Genomic DNA, 22,283 nt, shown 5'->3' with positions numbered 1-22,283 from the left:
TTATATTTTTGCTCAACTATTTGTAAAATATAAGCAAAAGCTAACGCATGAAGGAATTTTCTAAAGAGGTGTACCTGAAGTGGTATGAAGATATGACTATGTGGAGAAGGTTTGAAGACAAATGCCGTTCTCTCTATCTAAAACAAAAAATCAGAGGTTTTTTACATTTGTACAACGGTCAGGAAGCTATTCCGGCAGGTTTTACGCATGCAATGGATTTAACAAAAGACAGTATGATCACTGCATACAGATGTCACATCCATCCTATGGCAATGGGAGTAGACCCGAAAAGAATCATGGCAGAACTTTGTGGTAAAGCTACAGGTACTTCCGGAGGTATGGGTGGTTCTATGCACATTTTCAGTAAAGAACACAGATTCTACGGAGGTCACGGTATTGTAGGAGGACAGATTCCTTTGGGAGCAGGTATTGCTTTTGCAGATCAGTATTTCGACAGAAAAGCAGTAAACATCTGTTTCTTCGGAGACGGTGCTGCAAGACAGGGATCTCTTCACGAAACTTTCAACATGGCGATGAACTGGAAACTTCCTGTAATTTTCGTTGTTGAAAACAATCAGTACGCGATGGGAACTTCTGTAAAAAGAACAGCCAATCACGAAGATATCTATAAATTAGGTTTAGGATACGAAATGCCATGTCTTGCTGTAGACGCAATGGATCCTGAAAAAGTGGCTGAAGCTGCTTACGAGGCTATTGAAAGAGCAAGAAGAGGTGACGGACCAACATTTATCGAAGCAAGAACTTACCGTTTCAGAGGGCACTCAATGTCTGATGCTGAGCCGTACAGATCTAAAGAAGAAGTAGCCATCGCTAAAGGTGATGACCCTATTGAATTGATCAAATCAAGAATTCTTTCAAACAACTGGGCTACAGAAGAAGAATTGGATACTTTGGATAATAAATCAAGAGATTTCGTTGAAGAATGTATTGAGTTTATGGAAAACTCTCCATATCCAGATACTGAGAAAATCTACGAGTACGTTTACGCTCAGGAAAACTATCCGTTTTTAGACAAATTTGAAAATCAATAAAATTAAATTAATTTGAAATCTGACATTTGAGTTTCCCTAATCTCAAATCTCGAATCTCAAAATTCAAATCAATATAAATCATGGCAGAAGTAATTACAATGCCACGTCTTTCCGATACAATGACGGAAGGTAAGGTGGCAAAATGGCATAAGAAAGTAGGCGATAAGGTAAAGGAAGGAGATATCTTAGCCGAAATCGAAACCGACAAAGCAGTACAGGATTTTGAATCTGAAATCGAAGGAACACTTTTATTTGTAGGTGTAGAAGAAGGAAATGGTGCAGCTGTAGATTCTGTTTTGGCCATTATCGGTAAAGAAGGTGAAGATATTTCTTCATTAACAGGAGGAAGTGCTCCTGCAGCTGAAGGTGCTTCTGACGAGAAAAAATCTGAAGAAGAATCTAAAACTGAAAATGAAACTACAAGCGTAGAACAGACTTCAGCAGAAGTTCCTGCCGGTGTGGAAGTAATCACAATGCCGAGACTTTCTGATACAATGACAGAGGGTAAAGTAGCAAAATGGCACAAAAACGTTGGCGATACAGTAAAAGAAGGAGATCTTCTTGCTGAAATCGAAACAGATAAAGCAGTTCAGGATTTTGAATCTGAATTCAACGGCGTTTTATTAAAGCAAGGTGTAGAAGAAGGTGGTGCAGCTCCTGTTGATACTGTTTTGGCGATCATCGGGCCTCAAGGTACTGATGTTTCTGCTGTAGGATCATCAAAACCGGCTGAGAAATCATCAGAAAAATCTTCCGACAAACCAGCAGAACAGAAATCTGAAACAAAAACTGAAGAAAAGCCGGCCGCACAGGCTTCTGCTTCTGCTTCAGACAGAGTTGCAATTTCTCCTTTGGCTAAAAAAATGGCTCAGGATAAAGGGGTGGATATCAATTCACTTCAGGGTTCAGGCGAAAACGGAAGAATCGTTAAAAAAGATATTGAAAACTATAAGCCTGCTGAAAAAACTGCGGCTGCAACATCTGCTCCAAGCGCAGCAGCACAGGTTGCCGTAAGTTTTGTTCAGGGTGAAGATACTGAAACTCCAAACTCTCAGGTAAGAAATATTATCGCAAAACGTCTTTCTGAAAGTAAATTTACTGCTCCTCACTATTATCTGATGGTGGAGATCAATATGGATAAGGCGATTGAGGCAAGAAAAGAAATCAACGCACTTCCCGATACGAAAATTTCTTTCAACGATATGATTATTAAGGCTACAGCAATTGCCTTAAGAAAACATCCTCAGGTAAATTCAAGCTGGGCAGGAGACAAAGTAATCCACAGAGGAAATATCAACATCGGAGTAGCAGTAGCAATTCCGGATGGATTGGTAGTTCCGGTACTGAAGAATACAGATCAGATGTCTTACACTCAGATTTCTGCAGGTGTTAAAGATATGGCTGGAAGAGCGAAGAGCAAAGGTCTTAAGGCAAACGAAATGGAAGGTTCTACTTTCTCAATTTCAAACCTTGGAATGTTTGGTATTGAAACTTTCACAAGTATCATCAACCAACCAAACTCTGCAATTCTTTCTGTAGGTGCAATTATTGAAAAACCTATCGTTAAAAACGGTCAGATTGTAGTAGGAAATACGATGAAGCTTTCATTGGCATGTGATCACAGAGTAGTGGACGGTGCTACCGGAGCTCAATTCTTACAGACTTTAAGAACTTATTTGGAAAGTCCGTTATCTTTATTGGTATAACAGCTTTTTAGATTTAGGAATACAAACCTCTCATTTTTTGAGAGGTTTTTTTGTTTTAAGTAAGATTGTCAATAGTTCAATTTTAATTTTAAAAATCAAATTTATTTTTGCAGAAAAAAAATAATATCCTATTTTAGTGAAAAAATATTAATGAAAAAAATAATTATTGCGACCCTTTCGTTTTTAAGCATTTTCAGTTACGCCCAAAATCAGCGTTTTTCTTATGAATATAAATTTGTAGCAGATTCACTGGAAAAAGATAAAGTAGAAACAGAAATAATGCTTCTGAATGTCTTTTCCAAAGGCTCGCAGTTTTACAGTAAAGCAACAGCAGAATCTGACTCTGCGATGAATGCTGAAATACTTAAGCAAGTGAGTTCCGGTACAAATCATATTAATTTAAAGGGTACAGTCAGAAGTGGAAAGGTAAGGCATCAGGTAGAAAAAAGTTATCCGGAGTACAAGGTAGATTACTTCATTAAATTAGGGGGAGAAGAGTACTTGGTTAATGATATCAGAAAACAGGATTGGAAAATCTCTCCCGACAAAGAAAAAATCGGAACGTTTATGACCCAAAAAGCAACCTGCACTTACGCTGGCAGAAACTGGACTGCATGGTTTACTACTGAAATTCCTATACAGGATGGTCCTTACAAATTTCATGGTTTGCCGGGACTGATTGTTAAGATTGAAGATCAAAGTAAATCTCATTCTTACGAATTGAAAGGAGTGCAGAAAATGGATGAAAATGCCGCATTTAAAAGTTTTAAAGATAAAGAGAGATACAGTGCATTGATTATATTGGATCACAAAAAATTTAAAAAAGCCTATTTAGACTACAGGGCAGATCCTAACAAGGCAGCAAGAAATATGATGAACTCAGGAATGAAGTTTAGCATGAAAGATGCATCCGGAAATCCCGTTGATATGAATAAAATGATGAAGGACCGCGAGAAAAAACAGATTGAAGCCAATAAAAAGAACAATAATCTTCTTGAATTAGATTTACTTAAATAAACATAAGCCTGAAATTTGAAATTTCAGGCTTTTAAATTATCAGTGTTCATCAGTGCTGGCTTAGATTTTGTTACTCTGATGGAATATTTTACCAACACACAAAAGAATATTTATGAAACTACAGAAGAGTCATCTTTGGGTGGCAGCTGCATTTTTTACCTTCAGCTGTACATCAGAAATGGAAGAAAACCTGCCTTCGCCACAGGATGAAGCGCTTTATGCACCAGTAGAAACACTTCCTGCTAACACAAGTTACGCACCTGCTTTCACAGGACAAACCCGTGCCAGTGGAGTAAAAACAGTTACTCCCATTAAAACTGAAGTATTAACTTCATCTCTCACCTCACCATGGGGTATCACGCCAATGTCAGACGGCAGACTTTTGATTACACAGAAAACAGGATCTATGAGAATTGTCTCACCATCGGGAACTGTTGGAGCAGCAATTACAGGGATACCATCAGTAAATTCAAATGGTCAGGGTGGGCTTTTGGGATTGTGTTTGGATCCTCAGTTTGGGACCAACAGAATGATTTACTGGGTGTTTTCTGAAAATGTAACAGGAGGAACCGTAACCGCTGTAGCCAAAGGAAAACTCTCAACCAGCGAAACAGCAATCGAAAACGCAACGGTAATTTACAGAGCCAGTCCGTCAGGTTCTGTCGGAAATCTGCATTACGGCGGAAGAATCTTATTCGATTCCACAGGAAATCTTTTGGTAAGTACCGGCGAGCGTTCGGATATGACCACAAGACCTTTGGCACAGTCGGTGAGTGCGGCCTTAGGAAAAATTGTCAGAATTACAAAAGACGGTCAGCCGGCAGCCGGAAATCCAACTTTCGCAGGCAGCGGTTCTCTACCAGAATTGTACAGCATTGGCCACAGAAATCCTCAGGGAATGGCAATTCATCCGACAACAGGTGAACTTTGGCAAAGCGAACATGGCCCAAGAGGCGGCGATGAAATCAATAAAGTTACCGCAGGAGCCAATTACGGATGGCCAACCATCACTTATGGAATTGAATACGACGGCGCAACAATAGGTTCAGGAATTCAGCAGCAGGCAGGTATGCAGCAACCTGTTTATTACTGGGATCCTGTAATTTCACCAAGCGGAATGACGTTCTATAAAGGCAACAACATTCCTGAGTGGCAAAACAATCTGTTCATAGCAGCCTTATCCGGAAAACACATCGTAAGACTTGTTGTGAAAGATAACAAAGTGTACGGCGAAGAAAGACTTCTGGCAACAGAAGACCAGCGTTTCAGAGACATTACACAGGGAATCGACGGCTCTTTATATGCGGTCACAGACGGCGGAAGACTCTACAAAATATCTAAACAGTAAATAGAAAAATCTCCATCATGGAGATTTTTTTATGTTCTTTCATGTGAAACGGAATAATTGCTTTCTATATTTTTAATTTTCAGGAGCCGGGAACCTGCTTTCCGCTCATACTCCTCACGCCACCGCTTTTGCCTTCGCCTGTTGCGGGGTAACCGCTACAATCAGGGCTAGTGACGATTCTTCTGCAAACAACATGATAACAAAAATCCATAAGTTTTTACCCCAAATCTAAAATCTCAAACCTCAAATCAACAAATGTCTGTCTAAGCGAAGTCGAACACCCGAAACCAAAACCGAATCCCGAACCTCAAATCTCAAATTAAAAAATGTCAGTCCGAGCGAAGTCGAACACCCGAATCCCGAACCCCGAACCTCAAACCTAAAATCACCCCAAAACCGTAACCCCTTTCTGAAGCAATTCAAAAATCGCATCTTTGCCGTTGTCAGGTCTTACGTTTACAGCACGGGTTCCGTTGAAGTGGACGCAGGTAACATATCCGTTGGCAACAGCATCCATAGCTGTAAATTTCACACAGTAATCTAAAGCAAGACCTACAATTTCAACCAGTTTAATGTCGTGATATTTTAAAAAATCATCAAGGCCTGTCTTCATAAAATGATTATTGTCCTGAAAACCGCTGTAGCTGTCAATTTCAGAATTTGTTCCCTTTTGAACGGTGTGAGTAGCTTTTTCTATTTTTAAATCAGGATGAAACTCTGCACCTTTTGTTCCCTGCACACAGTGATCAGGCCACATGAACTGCGGAACACTGTTCAGAATAATGCTTTCACCCACCTTTCTGTTGTTGTTGGACGCAAAACTTTTATGATTTGCCGGATGAAAATCCTGAGTAAACACAATCTGGTCGTACTGATTTTCTTCCATTAAAAGATTGATGTAAGGGATAATCTCCTTGGCATTAGGAACCGCAAGTGAGCCACCTTCGCAGAAATCATTCTGTACATCTACTACAATCAAAGCTTTTTTCATATATATTTTTTTTAACTGAGAGCCTTATAATTTTACTTTAAAAATACTGTAAAATTCACTTTAAAACTCTTCTTATTTTCGATAAATTTACAGCAGACTAAACTCAAATATTTGTCCAAATTTTATTTATCGGACAAATAGACACTTCACCATTATTTAAAACTGTACTTTCATGGGAATGGTATTATTCAAGCCACATTCAAACCGGATCTTATATAATATTTTATCTTAAAAAATGACAGCACAATATTAAAATTCAAATTAAAAACTAAATTTACTGTACACATGAGCAACCCTGAACCAAAAAGATTCCCAATCGGACAGTTTGATGAGCCCGAAGAAATTTCGGACACACAACTGGATGAGTACATCAAAACAATCAAAAATTTTCCTGCAAAATTAAAAGATCTGATCGAAAATTTCACAGATGAACAACTCGATATGCCTTACCGCGAAAAAGGCTGGACGGTGAGACAGCTTGTTAATCATCTTGCTGACAGCCATGCCAACAGTTTCATCAGATTTAAACTGGCTCTTACCGAAGATAATCCGGTAATCAAACCTTATCAGGAGGCCAGATGGGCGGAGCTGCAGGACAGCACATCCATCAGCATCAAACCTGCTATGAGAATGTTGAAAGGAATTCATCAGCGTTGGTATCACTTGCTGAAATCGCTTACCAACAGGCATTTTGAGCGCACTTTTCATCATCCTGAGCAGATTAAAGATTATAATTTAAGAATTTGCCTTGCCCATTACGTCTGGCATTGCAACCATCATTTCGCACATATTGAAAATCTGAAAAACAAACAGGGTTGGTAAGAAAAAGTTTGCACACTCCAGCCGATTTTCTTGAAATAAAACAGAGAATATCAAATTTAAAACCTGATGCAGAAAGGAAATGGGGTAGAATGACCGTTGCCCAGATGCTTAAACACTGCAGTCAGGTTCTGAAAGTTCCAATGAAAAAAACAGTGCTGCCAAAAACATTTTTCCTCTTCCGCTGGGTGGGAATTCTTACGAAGTACGAAATGAAAACCTTCAACAACGGAATTCCGCCAAATATGCCTACTTTTAAAAAACTAATCATTAATTTTGACTGTGATTTTGATGCATCTAAAAAAGAGCTTTTGAAAACCCTTGATGAGTATGCAGAATTCAGAAAGCACAATAAATTTCTGTGTGAACACCGGTTATTTGGAGAAATGACGGATGAAAACTGGGGATTTATGGAGTACAAACATCTTAATCATCATTTAAAACAATTTAGCGTATGAGTTTATTCGGTAAAATATTTGGCGATAAAAAAGAGGAAAATGACAGCAGTTTACCGCTGTGGAAATTAATTGAGAGCGAAAGCGACCTGAAAAAAGCAATCGAAGCTTCTGAAAATAAAACAGTGGCCATTTTTAAGCATTCCACAAGATGTTTCATCAGCAAAACTGTATTGAAAAATTTTGAATCAGAACTTCGTGACAACGAAAATAACAATGCAGAATTCTATTTTTTAGACCTTATTGCCTACCGTGCCGTTTCAAATAAAATTGCCGAAGATTTCGGAGTTAGGCATGAAAGCCCGCAGCTTCTAGTATTTGAGAATGGGAAAGTAAAAAATTCAGCATCACATCAGGACATTTCTTTAAGCCAAATTACAGAATGAGCAATATCCAAAACTATTTAGCCAATGTATTTGAAGTTCCTGCGGAGAAATTAAATCTTTGCAGCATCCAGTACGAATCAAGAAAAGTGAGTAAGCACGAGTTTCTTTTACAGCAGGGAGAGATTTGCCGCAACACTTTTTTTGTGGAAAAAGGTCTGCTGAGAATGTATTCCATCGACAAAAACGGTAAAGAGCACATCATACAGTTTGCCCCTGAAAACTGGCTGATGGGCGATAGAAGCAGTCTTTATTTTAATGAAAAATCAAAATATTTTATAGAAGCTGTTGAAGATTCTGAAATATTATTTTTAAATCCCGATTTCTTCAGCAAACTGTTGGAAGAATTCCCCAACAGCATCGAAAAGAATGATTTGATTATACAGAAACATGTAAAAAGTCTTCAGGACAGAATCAATTCTTTACTGGGCGAAACCGCTGAAGAACGTTACATGAAGTTCACAAAAATGTATCCGGATTTGATGATGCGAGTTCCGCAATGGATGATTGCATCGTATCTTGGGATTACTCCGGAAAGTTTGAGCCGTGTGAGAAAAGAACTGGCAAGGAAGAATTTCATTACGGATTGATGGTTTTGAACTTCTGTTCCGAATTTTTACTGTAAGGTTGAAAATAATCATCTCTTTTAAATTTGTTTTAAAAGAGATTTTTTTATCTGTTAATCCAAGGGTGTTCCAATAAAACCTTGAAAGTTTTTTGCAATCTGATCATAAATCTTAATACCGATTATCAAAAAGCTGTCATTTTATTACTGTTTAATTTTTTTTCTGCTCTGTTGTGCTATTTTGTTAGGATACACCGATGATACACCGATGATACACCGATGATACACCGATGATATTCCCAAAAGTGGATAAAAAACGTCAAAATTTTCAGACTGTTTAATTTTTTAGGGTAAAATATACTGACCAAATTTTATCAGCCAAAGATAATATCCTAAACATCCACCCGTTAAACCAGCAGAGAGAAAGGTTAAAATCTGATTTTTAGGGAGCAGACGGAGAACGATAAACAAGACAATTAAGCCAATAATTCCTGTGATTCCGTGAATTGTCCAGATGTTGAGGTCTAAAAAACGTGCAAGTCTCAGCTCATCACCTCTCATTGATTTTTCTCCGGTTAGAATGTAGTCGAGAGTCCATCCAAAGGAATTGGCACTTTGTCTTAGCCAAAATAATGAGCAGAATATCAGAAGCCATCCTGTAAAACTTGTTTTGTTGAAAGAGAAAAGTTTTTTATGGTAGATCAGCAGCAACACAAACCCGAAAGTTCCGGTAACCATTGTTTGAAGAGGGCCGCCAGCGAGGATTTTAATTCTGTCATTTCTGTATTCTTTTCTTTTAATATCAAACTTCTCTTTTTCTGGAAAATTCAGATTGTTCTTAATTTCGTATGGGTACTTTTTGTAAGTAGAATCCAAATATTTTCTTTTAGGATTATTGTCGGTGTGCATACTTTGATAATCTATCCTTGCATCATATCCTAAGTATTCTGCAACAGCATAATGTTCAATTCATGACTTAATGTTCCCACCACAGTCATAATGATAAAGGTGAAGGTGAGGATTAAAAATAACTTAGAATCAAAATAAAGATATTTCATAGAATAGCTTTTACTCACGAATATATAAAATTGTGCTGATTTATTAATTTAATGGAATATATCTTTAGCATTAGTTTGGCTACAAAATCCGTTGAATTGGTTTAATTTTTCTTTATCAATAATCTCAAATTTGTCATGTAAATAATTAACAACAAATAGATTTATTATGAGCACAAAAAAAGTATGGTTCGTCACAGGAGCCTCGAAAGGATTAGGTCTGGCATTGGTTCAGAAACTTTTAGCTGAAGGTTACAACGTGGCAGCAACATCAAGATCATCGAAAAATTTTGAAAGCAGTATTGAATCTTCACAGAATTTTCTTCCTCTGGAAATGGATCTTCTGGATGAAAGCAATGTAAAAAAAGCGGTTATGGCAACTGTAGAAAAATTTGGAAGGGTAGACGTCATCGTCAACAACGCAGGATACGGACAGCTTGGAACTTTAGAAGAACTTTCGGACGAAGAAAGCCGCAAAAATTTTAACACCAACGTTTTCGGTTCGCTGAATGTCATCCGTCAGGCAATGCCTTTTCTTAGGAATCAAAAATCAGGTTACATCATCAATGTAGCTTCGATTGGCGGAATTACCGGAGCTTTTCCGGGGTGGGGCATTTATTGCGCTACTAAATTTGCTGTGGCAGGTTTTACAGAATCGCTTGCGTATGAGGTTGCAGAATTTGGGATTAATGCAACGGTGGTTTATCCTGGATATTTCAGAACAAATTTCCTTGATTCAGGGTCGATGACTACACCTGAAAATCCGATTGCAGAATATACAGCTGCAAGAGCTGTAGAGGCAAAACACAAAGAAGAAATCAATGGAAATCAACCGGGAGACCCTGATAAAGCAGCGACTGCTTTTATTCAGTTAGCAGAAATGCAGAAGCCGCCGGTTCATTTTGTAATGGGAACCGACGCTGTTGGTTTGGCCAGAGAAAAAATGAAAATGCTGAATGAAGATATTAATTCTACTTTGGAATTGAGCACTTCAACAGATTTTTAAATGATTTGTTCTTTTGTCTTGAAACAAAAGAACCAAAAATTCAAGACCTGGAAACTTCGGCTAAAATTTTTAATAATTTTCTAAAATTTCCAAACTCGGGCGGATTGAACGTATTGTATTTTAATAAATTTTTTGCCGCCACTCAGACAATGGAAATTTTTTAACGAAAATTATTGAAAATTTTTTAACGCCTCCGCTTCCTAAGTCAAAAAAGACATTTCATAAAGGTTATTCAGGATTAAATACTTTATTTAGACCTAAAATTAGAGCGTTCTGAAAAAGATTTGCTCTATCTTTGATATTATTTTATCATGAAAAATAAGAAAATCCTTACCCTCAATACCATCGCAGAATTTCACGCGATTGCCGGTCTTCCAAGGCCTGAATATCCTCTGATCAGCGTATTTGATTATCTTGATGTCACGTATCAGACGGAGGAAAAAAGCATCACATGGCTGCAGCATTTTTACTGCATTGGCCTAAAAAGGGATTTGAGCGGAAAGTTTAGATACGGTCAGCAGCAGTATGATTTTGATTCGGGAATTGCTTCCATGGTATCGCCGGGACAGATTGTCGAGATAAAAGTTCCTGCAAAAAATGAGGAAAAACCGACAGGGATTATCATGTGCCTTCATCCCGATTTTCTTTGGAATACTTCTCTGGCAAAAAAAATTAAAGAATATGACTTCTTCGGATATGCAGTGAACGAAGCACTTTTTGTTTCTGAAAAAGAGGAAGAAATTATTCTAAATATTTTTAAAAATATCCAGCGGGAATATCACAACAATATAGACGATTTTACCCAAAACATTATCGTTTCGCAGATTGAAGTAATGCTCAATTATTTTGAAAGGTTTTACCAGAGACAGTTCATTACACGAAAAAAAGGAAATCATCAAATATTGGAACGTTTTGAATCTGAAATTGAAAGTTATTTCAACAACGGGAAACTACTGGAAAACGGACTTCCATCAACACAGGAAATTGCAGAATCGCTCAACATGTCGCCGAATTATCTCGGAAGTCTTTTAAAATCTCTTACGGGACAGAGCACACAACAACATATTCATCAAAAACTGATTGATAAGGCAAAGGAAAGGCTTTCTACCACACAGCTTTCGGTAAGTGAGATTGCTTATGAGCTGGGTTTTGAGCATCCACAGTCTTTCAACAAACTTTTTAAAAATAAAACCAGTCAGACCCCTTTGGAATTCAGAACTTCATTTAATTAAATTTATAATTATGCTTACCCAAATCCACCCAAAACTTCCGATGCGTGACAAAGCTGAAACTAAAAAATATTATATTGACAGATTAGGTTTCAGTCAATTGGGCTCAGATGATTTTCCTGATTATTTAATGCTTAAAAAGGATCAGATTGAAATTCACTTTTTTCTGTTTGCAGAAATTGACACCAAAGATAACTACGGAATGGTGTATATCAGAGTTTCAGATATTGATACACTTTATCAGTCTCTGTTAGATAACAAAGTGGAAATTCATCCAAACGGAAGTCTGCATACAAAACCATGGCGACAACGGGAATTTTCTCTTCTGGATCCGGATTCTAATTTGCTGACTTTTGGGGAAGGGATTTGATCGATATAATATTTGCAAAGCAAAAATGACGCAAAAAATTTCAAAAACTTTATAAAAAGTGTTTGAGCTTTTCCAGAAATTATTCCTTCAAAAACTTCTCATAAAAAACTCCATCTTTCGTCTGAATTTTCATGTAGTAAGTTCCTTTTGCAAAATCATTAATTTTAAATGATTTTTTATGCTTTTCCGTAGAAATAATTCTGCCTAAATTATCGTAAATCTGAACAGATAGAATCTCTTTTTCAGAAGCAATATTCAGAATGTCTTTCACAGGATTTGGGAAAATGGAAAGTTTGTTTTTCTGAACCAGTTCCGAGGTGTTCAAAACCGCATTAAACAAGCTGCCGAAATTTAAAATTCCATAACCCATCTGATCTGTGTAGTTTGGTGCAAGTGAAGCATTGGAACGCAGGGAATTTCTCATCGTGTCTCTGTTCATTGTTGGGAATGCCTGAATAAGACATGCAACGCCGCCGGCAGCAACAGGTGCGGCGATTGAAGTTCCGGTAACCGTCGTGGTTGAACTTCCGTTGACAGTTACCGTTGCTGTTCCTCGTGCTGAAGCATCAGGTTTCACGACGCCTGCCGAATTGGGTCCGTAAGAAGAGAATGGGGATGAAGCTCCTGCTGCATCCACACTTCCGATGGTGAAAACTTTAGCATTATCAGCTGGGGTAACGATGTAATGCCACGGCTGCTCGCCTGAGTTTCCTGCTGCAAATAACACAAAAATCCCTTTATTCACTGCAATTTCTGCTCCCCGTGCGATAAACGAGGTATTACCGTTCATCTGAGAATAGATGTAGCTGTATTTCGGATCATCGAAAATGGCATAACCTAAAGAAGTTGTAATTAAATCAACACCCTGTCTGTCGGCTTCTTCTGCCGCTTCAATCCAGTACATTTCTTCCTCGGGAACTTCTACTTCAGCATTTTCACTTCGGTAGAGATAGAAATTGGCATCGGGTGCAGAACCAACAAACTGATCCTGAACAAATCCGCCAATTGCTCCTAAAACTACCGTTCCGTGGGCATTTAGCGTGGGTTCATAAATATTTGTAGTCTTGGTTACAAAATCGTAGCCAGCCTTGATCTGATTGTTCGCCCAAAGTCTGGAATATGTGGTTCCGTTGTCTACACCTGGAAAACCGGAATCGATAACCGCCACAGCAACTCCAGTTCCTGTATAACCCGCAAGATGCAGCGGTTTCAAATTAATCTGATCAATCTGATCCAATCCGGAGCCGTAATTAAAAACGGTATTGATGTTTTGAAATTCCTGAAATTTATTTTGATTCTGAACCTTTAAAGTAAGCGAAGAATTTTTAGCAAAACTTTCCACAGACTGTACAAACGGTAATGCTTTGATCTGATTAACCTGTGCCTGATTAACCGTCACCGCAACACCATTCAGCCATTTTGATTTATCTGTTACCGTGAGTCCAAGATTCTGGATGGCCTGAACATAAGTATTTTCCAATGGTGCGTCCTGATCATTGAGTGCAACTCCCAAAGACGTTCTTCTGTTAAGAGATTTCTGGGTGAGTTCAGAAAGTGGATTGGCGTAAAAAGCCGCTTTATTCGGTTTGCCGTTAAAATACACAAAAACTAGCTCCGTCTGAGCAGAAACTGTTATGGAAATTCCTAAGACTAGAAGAAGTACAGATTTTTTCATGTATTTATTTTTAGTAAAGATAAAACAAAATGAATAAAATTTTTGGCAGGATTTTAAAATCCGTATTTTTACGAAAATATTTATTTTTAAAGTCGCCGGATTTAGAATTAATTATAATTTGATGGGTGCGCGATTACAAAATTTTTAAAACAAAAAAATCTACATATGAAAAAGATTCAGATGGTTGATCTGCAAAGCCAATATTATAAAATAAAGAACGAAGTAGACAACGCTGTACTTAATGTAATGGATTCTGCGGCTTTCATCAACGGCCCGGAAGTAAAATCTTTCCAGACCGAACTGGAATCTTATCTCGACGTAAAACACGTTATCCCTTGTGCCAACGGAACTGATGCTCTTCAAATTGCATTGATGGCTTTAGGTTTAGAAGAAGGTGACGAAGTTATTACAGCAGATTTTACTTTCGCTGCAACGGTAGAAGTGATTCATCTTTTGAAACTGAAATCTGTTTTGGTTGATGTGGATTATGATACATTTAATATTTCTCCTGAAGCCGTAAGAAAAGCGATTACTCCAAAAACTAAAGCAATAATTCCGGTTCATATTTTCGGTCAGGCTGCGAATATGGAGGAAATCCTGAAGATTGCTGAAGAAAATAATCTTTTCGTAATTGAAGATAATGCTCAGGCGATAGGTTCAGAATTTACTTTCGCCGATGGTTCCACGAAGAAAACCGGAACAATGTCAACTGTGGGAACGACTTCATTTTTTCCTTCAAAAAATTTAGGTTGCTACGGCGATGGTGGTGCCATTTTTACCAATAATGATGAACTTGCACACCGACTGAGAGGTATTGTTAATCATGGAATGTATGAGAGATATTATCATGATGAGGTAGGTGTAAACTCCAGACTAGACAGTGTACAGGCAGCAATTTTAAGAAAAAAACTTCCTCATCTTGATTCATACAACGATGCCAGAAGAAAAGCTGCTGACTACTACGACGAAGCTTTTGCAGAAAATGAGAATATTCTCACTCCAAAAAGAGCAGAAAATTCTACTCATGTATTCCACCAGTATACTTTGAGAATTCTGAATGGAAAAAGAAATGATCTTCAGAAATTTTTAACTGAAAAGGAAATTCCTGCGATGATTTATTATCCTGTAGCTTTAAGAAAACAAAAAGCGTATTATCAGGAATCCAATGATGCGGATTTTGTGAATACAGATAAGCTTTTAGATCAGGTAATTTCTCTTCCGATGCATACAGAGTTGGATGACGAACAGTTGAAGTATATTACGGATGCTGTTTTGGAGTTTATGGGATAAGATGAAAAAGAGGATTTTTAAATATCGAGCAGTCGGGATTATACTTTTTCTAATCGAGCTTTTTGTTGCAATTTTATTTGGTTATGGAGCAACTGTGAGTTTTGAAGATTTTGAAAATGTAGAAAATTTAACATTAGATCATATTGTATTTCCTTTTGCCCTATTAATTTTTTTAACATCCTTACTTTGTTTAATTTCACTTGTTTTAAAAGGAAAAAAGACTGTAATGTTTCTTAACATACACTATATAATTATAGCCATATTCTTTGCATTTGGATTTATGAAGCAGTTATATGAAGGTGCAGTAATATCTGAAGATTTAACTATTTTTATAGTAGTATTTTCTGTTCTTGCAGTTTTACTTTTTATAATAAATTTTTTCAAATACAAAAGAATTGACTTTTTGGAAATAGATGAAATTGGAACACAAAATTTAAATTAAAACAGAATAATCAGAAAAAATGGCAACATTAGTCACAGGAGGTCTCGGCTACATCGGTTCTCATACTGTTGTAGAACTTATCAATAATAATTATGAGGTAATCATCGTAGATGATCTTTCCCATTCAGAAAAATTTATTTTAAACAATATTGAGGAAATTACCGGTAGAAGACCGATTTTTTATCCTTTCGATTTGAAAAGAAAAGAGCTTTTGAATCAGGTTTTTGATGCACACAATATTGATGGCTGTATCAATTTTGCTGCATTTAAAGCAGTAGGAGAGAGTCAGGTAAAGCCGATTGATTATTATGAAAACAATCTTTTTTCTTTAATCAATATTCTTCAGGAATTTAAGGAAAGGAATATCTCAAATTTTATTTTCAGTTCGTCATGTACGGTTTACGGGCAGGCAGACGAGATGCCAATCGATGAAAATACTCCGCTGAAAATGCCGGAAAGTGTTTATGGTAAAACAAAACAAATGGGAGAGGAGATTCTGATTGATTTTGCAAAGGCATATAACAGAAAAATTTCTCTTTTAAGATATTTCAATCCCATAGGGGCTCATGACAGTGCACTTTTGGGTGAATTACCAATCGGAATTCCTAATAATTTAGTACCTTACGTGATGCAGACAGCAGCTGGTGTAAGAGAAAAACTGAGCGTCTGGGGAAATGATTATCCTACAGAAGACGGTACGGCAGTTCGCGATTACATTCACATCACAGATTTGGCTAAGGCGCATGTGGCGGCTTTAAAAAAACTTTTACATGATGATTCCGATGGTTCGGTTATTGATATTTTCAATCTCGGAACAGGAAAGGGATCTTCGGTGCTTGAAGTTGTGAATGCATTTGAAACAGCCAATAACGTTTCAGTTCCCTATCAAATCTGCGACAGAAGGGAAGGCGACATTACAATTGCCTATGCCAATGCAGACAAAGCAGAGAAAGAACTCAACTGGAAAGCAGAGACTTCCCTTGAAGAATCGTTAAAAACGGTTTGGGAATGGCAGAAATATTTAGAATCAAGAACAAATTAAAATATAGTATAAATACTTATGAAAACTGAAAGAATAGGCATTACATTTTCCTCATTTGATTTACTTCACGCCGGACATATTAAAATGCTGGAAGAAGCGAAAACTGTATGCGACTACCTGATTGTTGGGTTACAAATTGACCCGTCACACGACAGACCAAATAAAAACAAACCTACACAGACTATTGTTGAGAGGTACATCCAGCTGAAAGGTGTGCATGCTGTAGACGAAATTATTCCTTACTACACTGAAGAGGATTTGGAAGATATCCTGCAGTCTTTTGTAGTTGATGTAAGAATCATTGGAGACGACTATGCAGACAGAGATTTCACAGGCAAGCAGTATTGCCTTGATAACGGAATCGAAATTTTCTACAACAAAAGAGATCACAGATTTTCGACCAGTGATTTGAGAAAAAGAATCTACGAAGCTGAGAAAGAAAAAGCATCACGTAATGGTGTTGAAGCAAATTAATCTTAAAAATTTGGCAAAAAAAAGAGTTCGGTAAATTTTTACCGAACTCTTTTTTATTTATAGAAACTCAACTTTACATTGGTCCCTGCTGATCGTCTCCCTGCGCATTAGAGTTGATGTCTTTTTTGCGTTTAGGCTGATCTACTTTTTCGTTACCCTGTTTGAATCTGTAAGTGAGTGAAACTGCAAACTGTCTTGGCTGCCACTGCATATATGATTCTCTTGTAAAGTTTTCTCCAAAAGTTGTAGACCTCATTGCTCTCGTATTGAAAATATCCTGTACATTTAATGACAATGTTCCATCGCCTTTCCAAATCGTTTTTGATGCTCCAAAATTTAAAGCATACATGTCTTTTCTATCCTGATAAGCTGTTTTCTGACCACCTCTGTAGAAACCTTGCAACTGAAAACTGAATGTTTTATCTACTTTAAATGTTGAGGTCAATCTGGCTCTTGTGGAAAAACCGCTTCCGTTAAAGTCTGCTGTTGCAACAATCGGATTTCCGTTATTATCTAAAGTGTTGTATAAAATACTGCCTTTAGTTTTGTATCCAAATAAATCCACATTTCCTAAGAATTTCAACCAACTCGTTGCATCCCAATTAAAATTGATGTCTAACCCATAACGGTCATCAGACCCTAAGTTGATAGGTTTTGTATGGAACACAATTCTTTCTTCTTTGAGCTCATCAGGTAAGCCAGGATTATTCGGATCATCAATCAGTTCCTTTTCGTTGAAAACCAGCATTTTTGTATCGTCAGTCTGGTGTCTGTAATACAAAGTGGGGTTGATTGTAAATTTCTTCTTTGAAATACTGTAACCGAATTCAAAAGAATCTACATAGGACGGATTTAAATCTATATTTCCATCGAAAATATTTTGATTATCGTTGTAGCTGGGATTTGGTATCAGGAAAAATGATCTTGGTCTGTCTATCCTTCTTGTATAATTTAATAGGAATTGATTGTCTTTTGCAATCTCGTAGCTTAAATAAACACTTGGGAAAAGATTATTATAACTTTTTCTGCTTTTAATATCGTCATCTGCCGGATTTAAATTCGCATAATCTATATCTATATTAGAATATTCGTTTCTAACTCCTACCTGATATCCCAGCCTACCTATTTTGCTTTTAAACTGAAGATATCCGGCATTAAACATCTCTTTATATCTGGCTTCGTACGTATATGGTCCCAGGAAACTCAGAGTAGGCACCGCAACAGTGCTTTCTCTTACATCATTATCGTAGTCGTTTTGGTTGATATCAATTCTATAACCTGCTTCAAGTTTAGAATTTTCACCCAAGGGAAGTTCATAATCCGCTTTACCAATTAAAGTTTTATTATTGGTGGTTTGATTGATGATGTTTTGCAGTTCAAAATTTCCATTATTAGTCTCATCAATATTTGTGTCGTTGTAAGATCTGTTACTTTGCAAGCTTAAAGATAAGGCAATATTTTGGCCTTTGTCATCAAACTTATGATCTAAACCAATATCGCCCTGAAACGCAAGATTGTTGTTTGCACTGTTTGTAATTCTGTTTCTGAATGTATTTGGAGCACCAAAAAGTTGGTTATTGTAGGTTACATTTCCAGTGCTTTCACTTTCAAAAGTTCTTACGGTTCCTGATAAATTGAAAGAGGTTTTTTCAGAGATGTCATAAACAATACCCGCTGACGCATTGTAATTATCATTTTTACTATTGCTGATATTTTCTTGATTACTCTGTAGTGTATTTCCTATTTTTGTAACATTGGTAAAATAATTGTCTGTTCTATTGGTGTTTTTAGACTCTCTGTAACCACCACCACCATTCAGAAACCATGTGAAGTTACCTTTTCTCCAGCTCAAATTTGTATTCAAATTTGTCTGAGGCAAATATCCCAAAGTTCCGATCACACTACCGTTGAAACCGGTTTTTTTGGATTTTTTTAAAATAATATTTAAAATACCCGCTGTTCCGCTGGCTTCAAATTTTGAAGAGGGGTTGGTAATCACTTCAATTCTCTCGATCTGATCTGCAGGAATACTCTGTAAAGCATTCGCTCCATCATCAATTCCGAGAAGGGCAGAAGGTTTTCCGTTGATCAAAAAACGAACGTTAGAACTTCCTCTCATAGAAACTGTTCCATCCGTATCAACAGAAACTGAAGGAACATTGGACAAAACATCCTGTAAACTTCCCCCTTTGCTCACGATATCCTGAGAAGGGTCGTAAGTTCTTTTATCTAATTCAACTTTGTAAGGTTTCGTGGTTGCAGTAATCACAACTCCCTGAATATCCTGAGTTTTTGCATTGGTAGCTGTAGCTTCAGGCTCAATGGAAAGAGCTCCTATATTTCCGGCTGTAGCAATCTGTTTGCTGAAGGTTCCTTTCTTAAAATCAATTGCCTCAATGGTAATATCGTAATTACCAGGCGTTAGATCCATAATGTACTGTCCTTTTTCGTCGGTGAGTGCTCCTTCACTCAGCATCTTATTTGTTTTGTGGACAAAAGTAACTGATGCGTAAGGTACTGGCTGATTATCTTTGCTTACAACTGAACCTTTAACATTAACCTTATCCTGTGCAAAAGCCAGAGCGGCGGCTGACAAAACAAAGGTTAATCCTAAAGTTTTTTTTGTAAACAGACTGATGATTTCAGTTTGATTCATAAATTCTTAATTGTATAAAGAATGCAAAAATTTAATACAAAACAAAAAAAATTGTCAAGAGAAAAATTTATTGCAGACTTCTTAGTTAGTTTATTATTATAATGTGTTAGACGCTTTTTAACCTAATTTGTTAAATTAAAACATTGTTAAAAAAAGGTTAAAAATTTTTATTATTTGATATTCCGTGAGTTAAGCCACTCTTGGTATACTTTCGCATTGGCAGCGTGTTCTTCAGCATTATCCGTAAATTTATGAAGACCAGGTCTTGAAGGATCGGCGCACATAAAAATGAAATTGTTTTTCTCGGCATTCAACACAGCATCCACAGAATTTTTATCTGTAATACAAATCGGTCCCGGCGGAATCCCTTTGTTGGCATAAGTGTTAAAAGGCGATGGGGTGGAAAGGTGCTTATAAAGAACTCTTTTAATAGATTCTTTGAAATTTGTCTGCTTGTTGATTGCATAAATTACCGTCGGGTCACTCTGCAGCTTCATATCTTTTTTGTAACGGTTTAAGTAAAGTCCGGCAATGGTTTTCATCTCGTCCGGTTTACCTCCTGATTCTTTAAAAACAATTGATGCCAAAGCATAAATCTGATCTCTGCTTAAACCGGATTGAGCTTCTTTAGCTTTTCTTTCTGCGGTCCAGAAATCCTGATACTGATCATTAAATTTTTTGAAAAATTCAGCAGGAGTTACCGTCCAGTAAAAATTGTAGGTGTCAATAAAAAAGTATTTTTTTAAATCTTCCGCTGAAGTGTAGCCTTTATCGACAGCAATTTTATTAAGTTCATTTACAAATTTAAGGGAATCAGTTTCTGTTTTTTTGGTCACTTTTCCCACCATCTGATAAACGTCTCCGAAATCACCGATTCTAAAGGAGTTTTCACTTTGATTTCCGGCTTTGATCATATTCACCAAATCTGAATTTCCCATTCCTTTCTTAAAATGGTAACGTCCTGGTTTGAAGTTTTTGGGAAGATCTTTTTCAACAGATACAGCTTCAAATGTGGCTTTATCATCCACGTATTTTGCTGCAGAATCTATAATTTGCTTAAATTCTGCACCATGAGGAATCAAAACATATCCATCTTTCCGTATATTATTTCCATAATTTTTTTTGTAAAATTTAAAACCGAAAAATCCACCGATAACGATCAGTAGAAGTACAACGATGATAACTGCTTTTTTCATAATATATAAAAACCGATGTTTGTGTTTTTGATTTTTTTAAAATTTAATTTCTCCTTTGAAAACCTGTTTTGCAGGACCTTCCAACCAAATGTTTTCAAATGAATCTCCGTTTTTTTCCGCATACACTTTCAGATCACCACCCAAAGTTTTCACTGCAACTTCCGTCGCCGAATTTTTATCAAGATAAGTCAGAGCCGCTGCTGTAACGCCTGTTCCGCAACTGTACGTTTCATCTTCAACACCTCTTTCATAAGTACGCACAAAAATCTGTCCGTCTGAAATTTCTTCCACAAAATTCACGTTGATGCCTTCCTGAGTGTAGTTTTCAGAATATCTGATGGCTTTTCCGTCTTCAAAAACATTTACATCAGCAATATCATTTACATATTTGATGTAGTGAGGCGAGCCGGTATTCAAAACAGAATCATTTCCGTCTTTTGAAATCGTTTTTACATCGCTCATTTTCAGTTTAACAATATCTTCAGCAATTTCAGCTTCGTGAAGACCGTCGATAGCGGTAAAAACAGTTTTAGAATCATTAAAAATTCCAAGAAAATGGGCAAAAGCCACCGAACAACGTGCACCGTTTCCACAAAAACTTTTAGATCCGTCAGAATTGTAATAATCAACTTCAAAGTCTACGTTTTCTGCTGAATTAATTTTAATTAAACCGTCCGCACCAATTCCGAAACGGCGGTCACAAAGTTGTGTAATCGCTGTTGTCGAAAGAATATTCCATTCTCCTGAACGGTTGTCTAGCATAATAAAGTCGTTGCCGGTACCCTGATATTTGTAAAAGTTCATCGTGATTATTTTAGTCTCAAATAGCCTGCAAAATTACACATAATAAAGCGAAAAGCGAACGGACAAAAGCCGTTCGCTGTTTATTTAGAATTATTATCGTCTGAAACCGTTTCCGTTTGTATTTCCGTTGTTCGGAGTAGAATTTTGTCGGTTGCTGTCGGTTCCGTTTCTGAATCCTCCGGAATTTTGATTTGTGTTGGTGTTCGGAGCTGGGATGGTTGTGTTATTATTCCTGAAACCTCCATTATTTCTCGGCTGTGTCTGCTGGTTTTGCTGATTGTTTCTAAAACCACCGTTATTCCTTGGCTGGCTCTGCTGATTCTGTCTGTTGTTTCTGAAACCTCCGGTATTCTGTCTCGGATTATTATTTGTATTCGAATTAGGATTGGTAAAGCCGTAATTTCCGGATCTCGTCCCAGTATTCGGAGCTGCATTTCTTTCTACATACACTTTCTGTCTGTTGTTTCCGTAGAAATAATAGGGTCTTCCCTGATCATAATAATAATGAATATCGTTTCTGTAATAATATCCGTCGTTACCCCAATATCCTCCGTCTCCGTAATAATTTCCCGGCGCATAATAGGCACCGTTACTCATATAGGGATCACCGTATCCGGCACCCTGATCGCTGTACACTGTACATGAACTTAAACTTATAAAAGCGAAAACGCTAAGCGAAATTTTTATTAAATTTTTCATCGTATCTAA

General features: G+C 37.1%; 22 protein-coding genes. 15 read left to right on the top strand and 7 right to left on the bottom strand.

Annotated features, from left to right (window positions below; translation table 11 throughout):
- Positions 1-47: 47 nt before the first annotated feature.
- The 4 genes from pdhA (at position 48) to NG809_RS02355 (ending at position 5,123) form a co-directional block, all read left to right on the top strand.
- Positions 48-1,052 (top strand): pyruvate dehydrogenase (acetyl-transferring) E1 component subunit alpha, encoded by a 1,005-nt coding sequence (pdhA, locus tag NG809_RS02370; protein WP_262147741.1) that lies wholly within the window; start codon positions 48-50, stop codon positions 1,050-1,052.
- Between the two features lie 80 nt (positions 1,053-1,132).
- Complete coding sequence (locus NG809_RS02365) at positions 1,133-2,758, top strand: pyruvate dehydrogenase complex dihydrolipoamide acetyltransferase (RefSeq protein ID WP_262147739.1); 1,626 nt, start codon at positions 1,133-1,135, stop codon at positions 2,756-2,758.
- A 150-nt stretch (positions 2,759-2,908) separates the two neighbouring features.
- Entirely contained in the window at positions 2,909-3,775 is an 867-nt protein-coding gene (locus NG809_RS02360; protein ID WP_262147737.1) for a GLPGLI family protein, read from the top strand.
- Between the two features lie 112 nt (positions 3,776-3,887).
- A complete protein-coding gene (locus NG809_RS02355; RefSeq protein WP_262147735.1) occupies positions 3,888-5,123 on the top strand; it encodes a PQQ-dependent sugar dehydrogenase in 1,236 nt (411 codons plus the stop codon).
- A 385-nt stretch (positions 5,124-5,508) separates the two neighbouring features.
- On the opposite strand, the gene pncA is transcribed toward NG809_RS02355, so the two are convergent.
- Positions 5,509-6,114, bottom strand: a complete 606-nt coding sequence (gene pncA, locus NG809_RS02350) for a bifunctional nicotinamidase/pyrazinamidase (RefSeq protein WP_262147733.1) — start codon at positions 6,112-6,114, stop codon at positions 5,509-5,511.
- Positions 6,115-6,399: 285 nt separating this feature from the next.
- On the opposite strand from pncA, the gene NG809_RS02345 reads away from it, so the two are divergent.
- Genes NG809_RS02345 through NG809_RS02330 form a run of 4 tightly spaced genes read left to right on the top strand, consistent with a single transcriptional unit; the run spans position 6,400 to position 8,361 of the window.
- Positions 6,400-6,936, top strand: coding sequence for a YfiT family bacillithiol transferase (locus NG809_RS02345; protein ID WP_262147731.1), 537 nt, complete (start codon positions 6,400-6,402; stop codon positions 6,934-6,936).
- Between the two features lie 8 nt (positions 6,937-6,944).
- Positions 6,945-7,391, top strand: coding sequence for a DUF1569 domain-containing protein (locus tag NG809_RS02340; RefSeq protein ID WP_262147729.1), 447 nt, complete (start codon positions 6,945-6,947; stop codon positions 7,389-7,391).
- Positions 7,388-7,774, top strand: a complete 387-nt coding sequence (gene ytxJ / locus NG809_RS02335) for a bacillithiol system redox-active protein YtxJ (RefSeq protein WP_262147727.1) — start codon at positions 7,388-7,390, stop codon at positions 7,772-7,774. Before NG809_RS02340 ends, ytxJ begins: the two co-directional genes overlap by 4 nt.
- Positions 7,771-8,361 carry a Crp/Fnr family transcriptional regulator gene (locus NG809_RS02330; protein ID WP_262147726.1) on the top strand — a complete coding sequence of 197 codons (591 nt, stop codon included), beginning with the start codon at positions 7,771-7,773 and terminating at the stop codon, positions 8,359-8,361. Before ytxJ ends, NG809_RS02330 begins: the two co-directional genes overlap by 4 nt.
- Positions 8,362-8,681: 320 nt before the next feature.
- Here the strand turns inward: NG809_RS02330 and NG809_RS02325 are convergent, their stop codons facing one another.
- Positions 8,682-9,245: a hypothetical protein gene (locus NG809_RS02325; RefSeq protein ID WP_262147725.1), complete on the bottom strand. Its 564-nt coding sequence runs from the start codon at positions 9,243-9,245 to the stop codon at positions 8,682-8,684.
- 315 nt (positions 9,246-9,560) lie between these two features.
- Here NG809_RS02325 and NG809_RS02320 point away from each other — a divergent pair, with 315 nt between their 5' ends.
- From NG809_RS02320 to NG809_RS02310, 3 genes are all read left to right on the top strand, one after another.
- The gene (locus NG809_RS02320) at positions 9,561-10,397 is read left to right on the top strand and encodes an SDR family NAD(P)-dependent oxidoreductase (RefSeq protein ID WP_262147723.1); all 837 of its coding nucleotides are present in this window, start codon (positions 9,561-9,563) and stop codon (positions 10,395-10,397) included.
- A gap of 311 nt (positions 10,398-10,708) precedes the next feature.
- Positions 10,709-11,629, top strand: a complete 921-nt coding sequence (locus NG809_RS02315) for a helix-turn-helix domain-containing protein (protein ID WP_262147721.1) — start codon at positions 10,709-10,711, stop codon at positions 11,627-11,629.
- A gap of 10 nt (positions 11,630-11,639) precedes the next feature.
- A complete protein-coding gene (locus tag NG809_RS02310; RefSeq protein WP_262147719.1) occupies positions 11,640-11,996 on the top strand; it encodes a bleomycin resistance protein in 357 nt (118 codons plus the stop codon).
- A gap of 79 nt (positions 11,997-12,075) precedes the next feature.
- On the opposite strand, the gene NG809_RS02305 is transcribed toward NG809_RS02310, so the two are convergent.
- A complete protein-coding gene (locus NG809_RS02305) occupies positions 12,076-13,671 on the bottom strand; it encodes a S8/S53 family peptidase (RefSeq protein ID WP_262147717.1) in 1,596 nt (531 codons plus the stop codon).
- A 165-nt stretch (positions 13,672-13,836) separates the two neighbouring features.
- Between NG809_RS02305 and NG809_RS02300 the strand changes: the two genes are divergently transcribed.
- From NG809_RS02300 to NG809_RS02285, 4 genes are read left to right on the top strand one after another with little or no spacing between them, the layout of a single operon-like run.
- Positions 13,837-14,961: a DegT/DnrJ/EryC1/StrS family aminotransferase gene (locus NG809_RS02300; protein WP_262147715.1), complete on the top strand. Its 1,125-nt coding sequence runs from the start codon at positions 13,837-13,839 to the stop codon at positions 14,959-14,961.
- Position 14,962: 1 nt separating this feature from the next.
- Positions 14,963-15,403, top strand: coding sequence for a hypothetical protein (locus NG809_RS02295; RefSeq protein ID WP_262147713.1), 441 nt, complete (start codon positions 14,963-14,965; stop codon positions 15,401-15,403).
- 19 nt (positions 15,404-15,422) lie between these two features.
- Positions 15,423-16,445, top strand: a complete 1,023-nt coding sequence (gene galE / locus NG809_RS02290; RefSeq protein WP_262147711.1) for a UDP-glucose 4-epimerase GalE — start codon at positions 15,423-15,425, stop codon at positions 16,443-16,445.
- Positions 16,446-16,463: 18 nt separating this feature from the next.
- Complete coding sequence (locus NG809_RS02285; RefSeq protein WP_262147710.1) at positions 16,464-16,919, top strand: adenylyltransferase/cytidyltransferase family protein; 456 nt, start codon at positions 16,464-16,466, stop codon at positions 16,917-16,919.
- 73 nt (positions 16,920-16,992) lie between these two features.
- On the opposite strand, the gene NG809_RS02280 is transcribed toward NG809_RS02285, so the two are convergent.
- The 4 genes from NG809_RS02280 to NG809_RS02265 form a co-directional block, all read right to left on the bottom strand.
- Positions 16,993-19,575, bottom strand: a complete 2,583-nt coding sequence (locus NG809_RS02280) for a TonB dependent receptor (RefSeq protein ID WP_262147708.1) — start codon at positions 19,573-19,575, stop codon at positions 16,993-16,995.
- Positions 19,576-19,745: 170 nt separating this feature from the next.
- Positions 19,746-20,771 carry an endolytic transglycosylase MltG gene (mltG, locus tag NG809_RS02275; protein WP_262147707.1) on the bottom strand — a complete coding sequence of 342 codons (1,026 nt, stop codon included), beginning with the start codon at positions 20,769-20,771 and terminating at the stop codon, positions 19,746-19,748.
- Between the two features lie 36 nt (positions 20,772-20,807).
- A complete protein-coding gene (gene dapF, locus NG809_RS02270; RefSeq protein WP_262147705.1) occupies positions 20,808-21,575 on the bottom strand; it encodes a diaminopimelate epimerase in 768 nt (255 codons plus the stop codon).
- Positions 21,576-21,668: 93 nt separating this feature from the next.
- Positions 21,669-22,274: a hypothetical protein gene (locus NG809_RS02265; protein WP_262147703.1), complete on the bottom strand. Its 606-nt coding sequence runs from the start codon at positions 22,272-22,274 to the stop codon at positions 21,669-21,671.
- Between the last annotated feature and the right edge of the window lie 9 nt (positions 22,275-22,283).

The organism is Chryseobacterium foetidum (assembly GCF_025457425.1).
Classification (GTDB): Bacteria; Bacteroidota; Bacteroidia; order Flavobacteriales; family Weeksellaceae; genus Chryseobacterium; species Chryseobacterium foetidum.
This window is presented reverse-complemented; position numbering and strand designations above follow the sequence as displayed.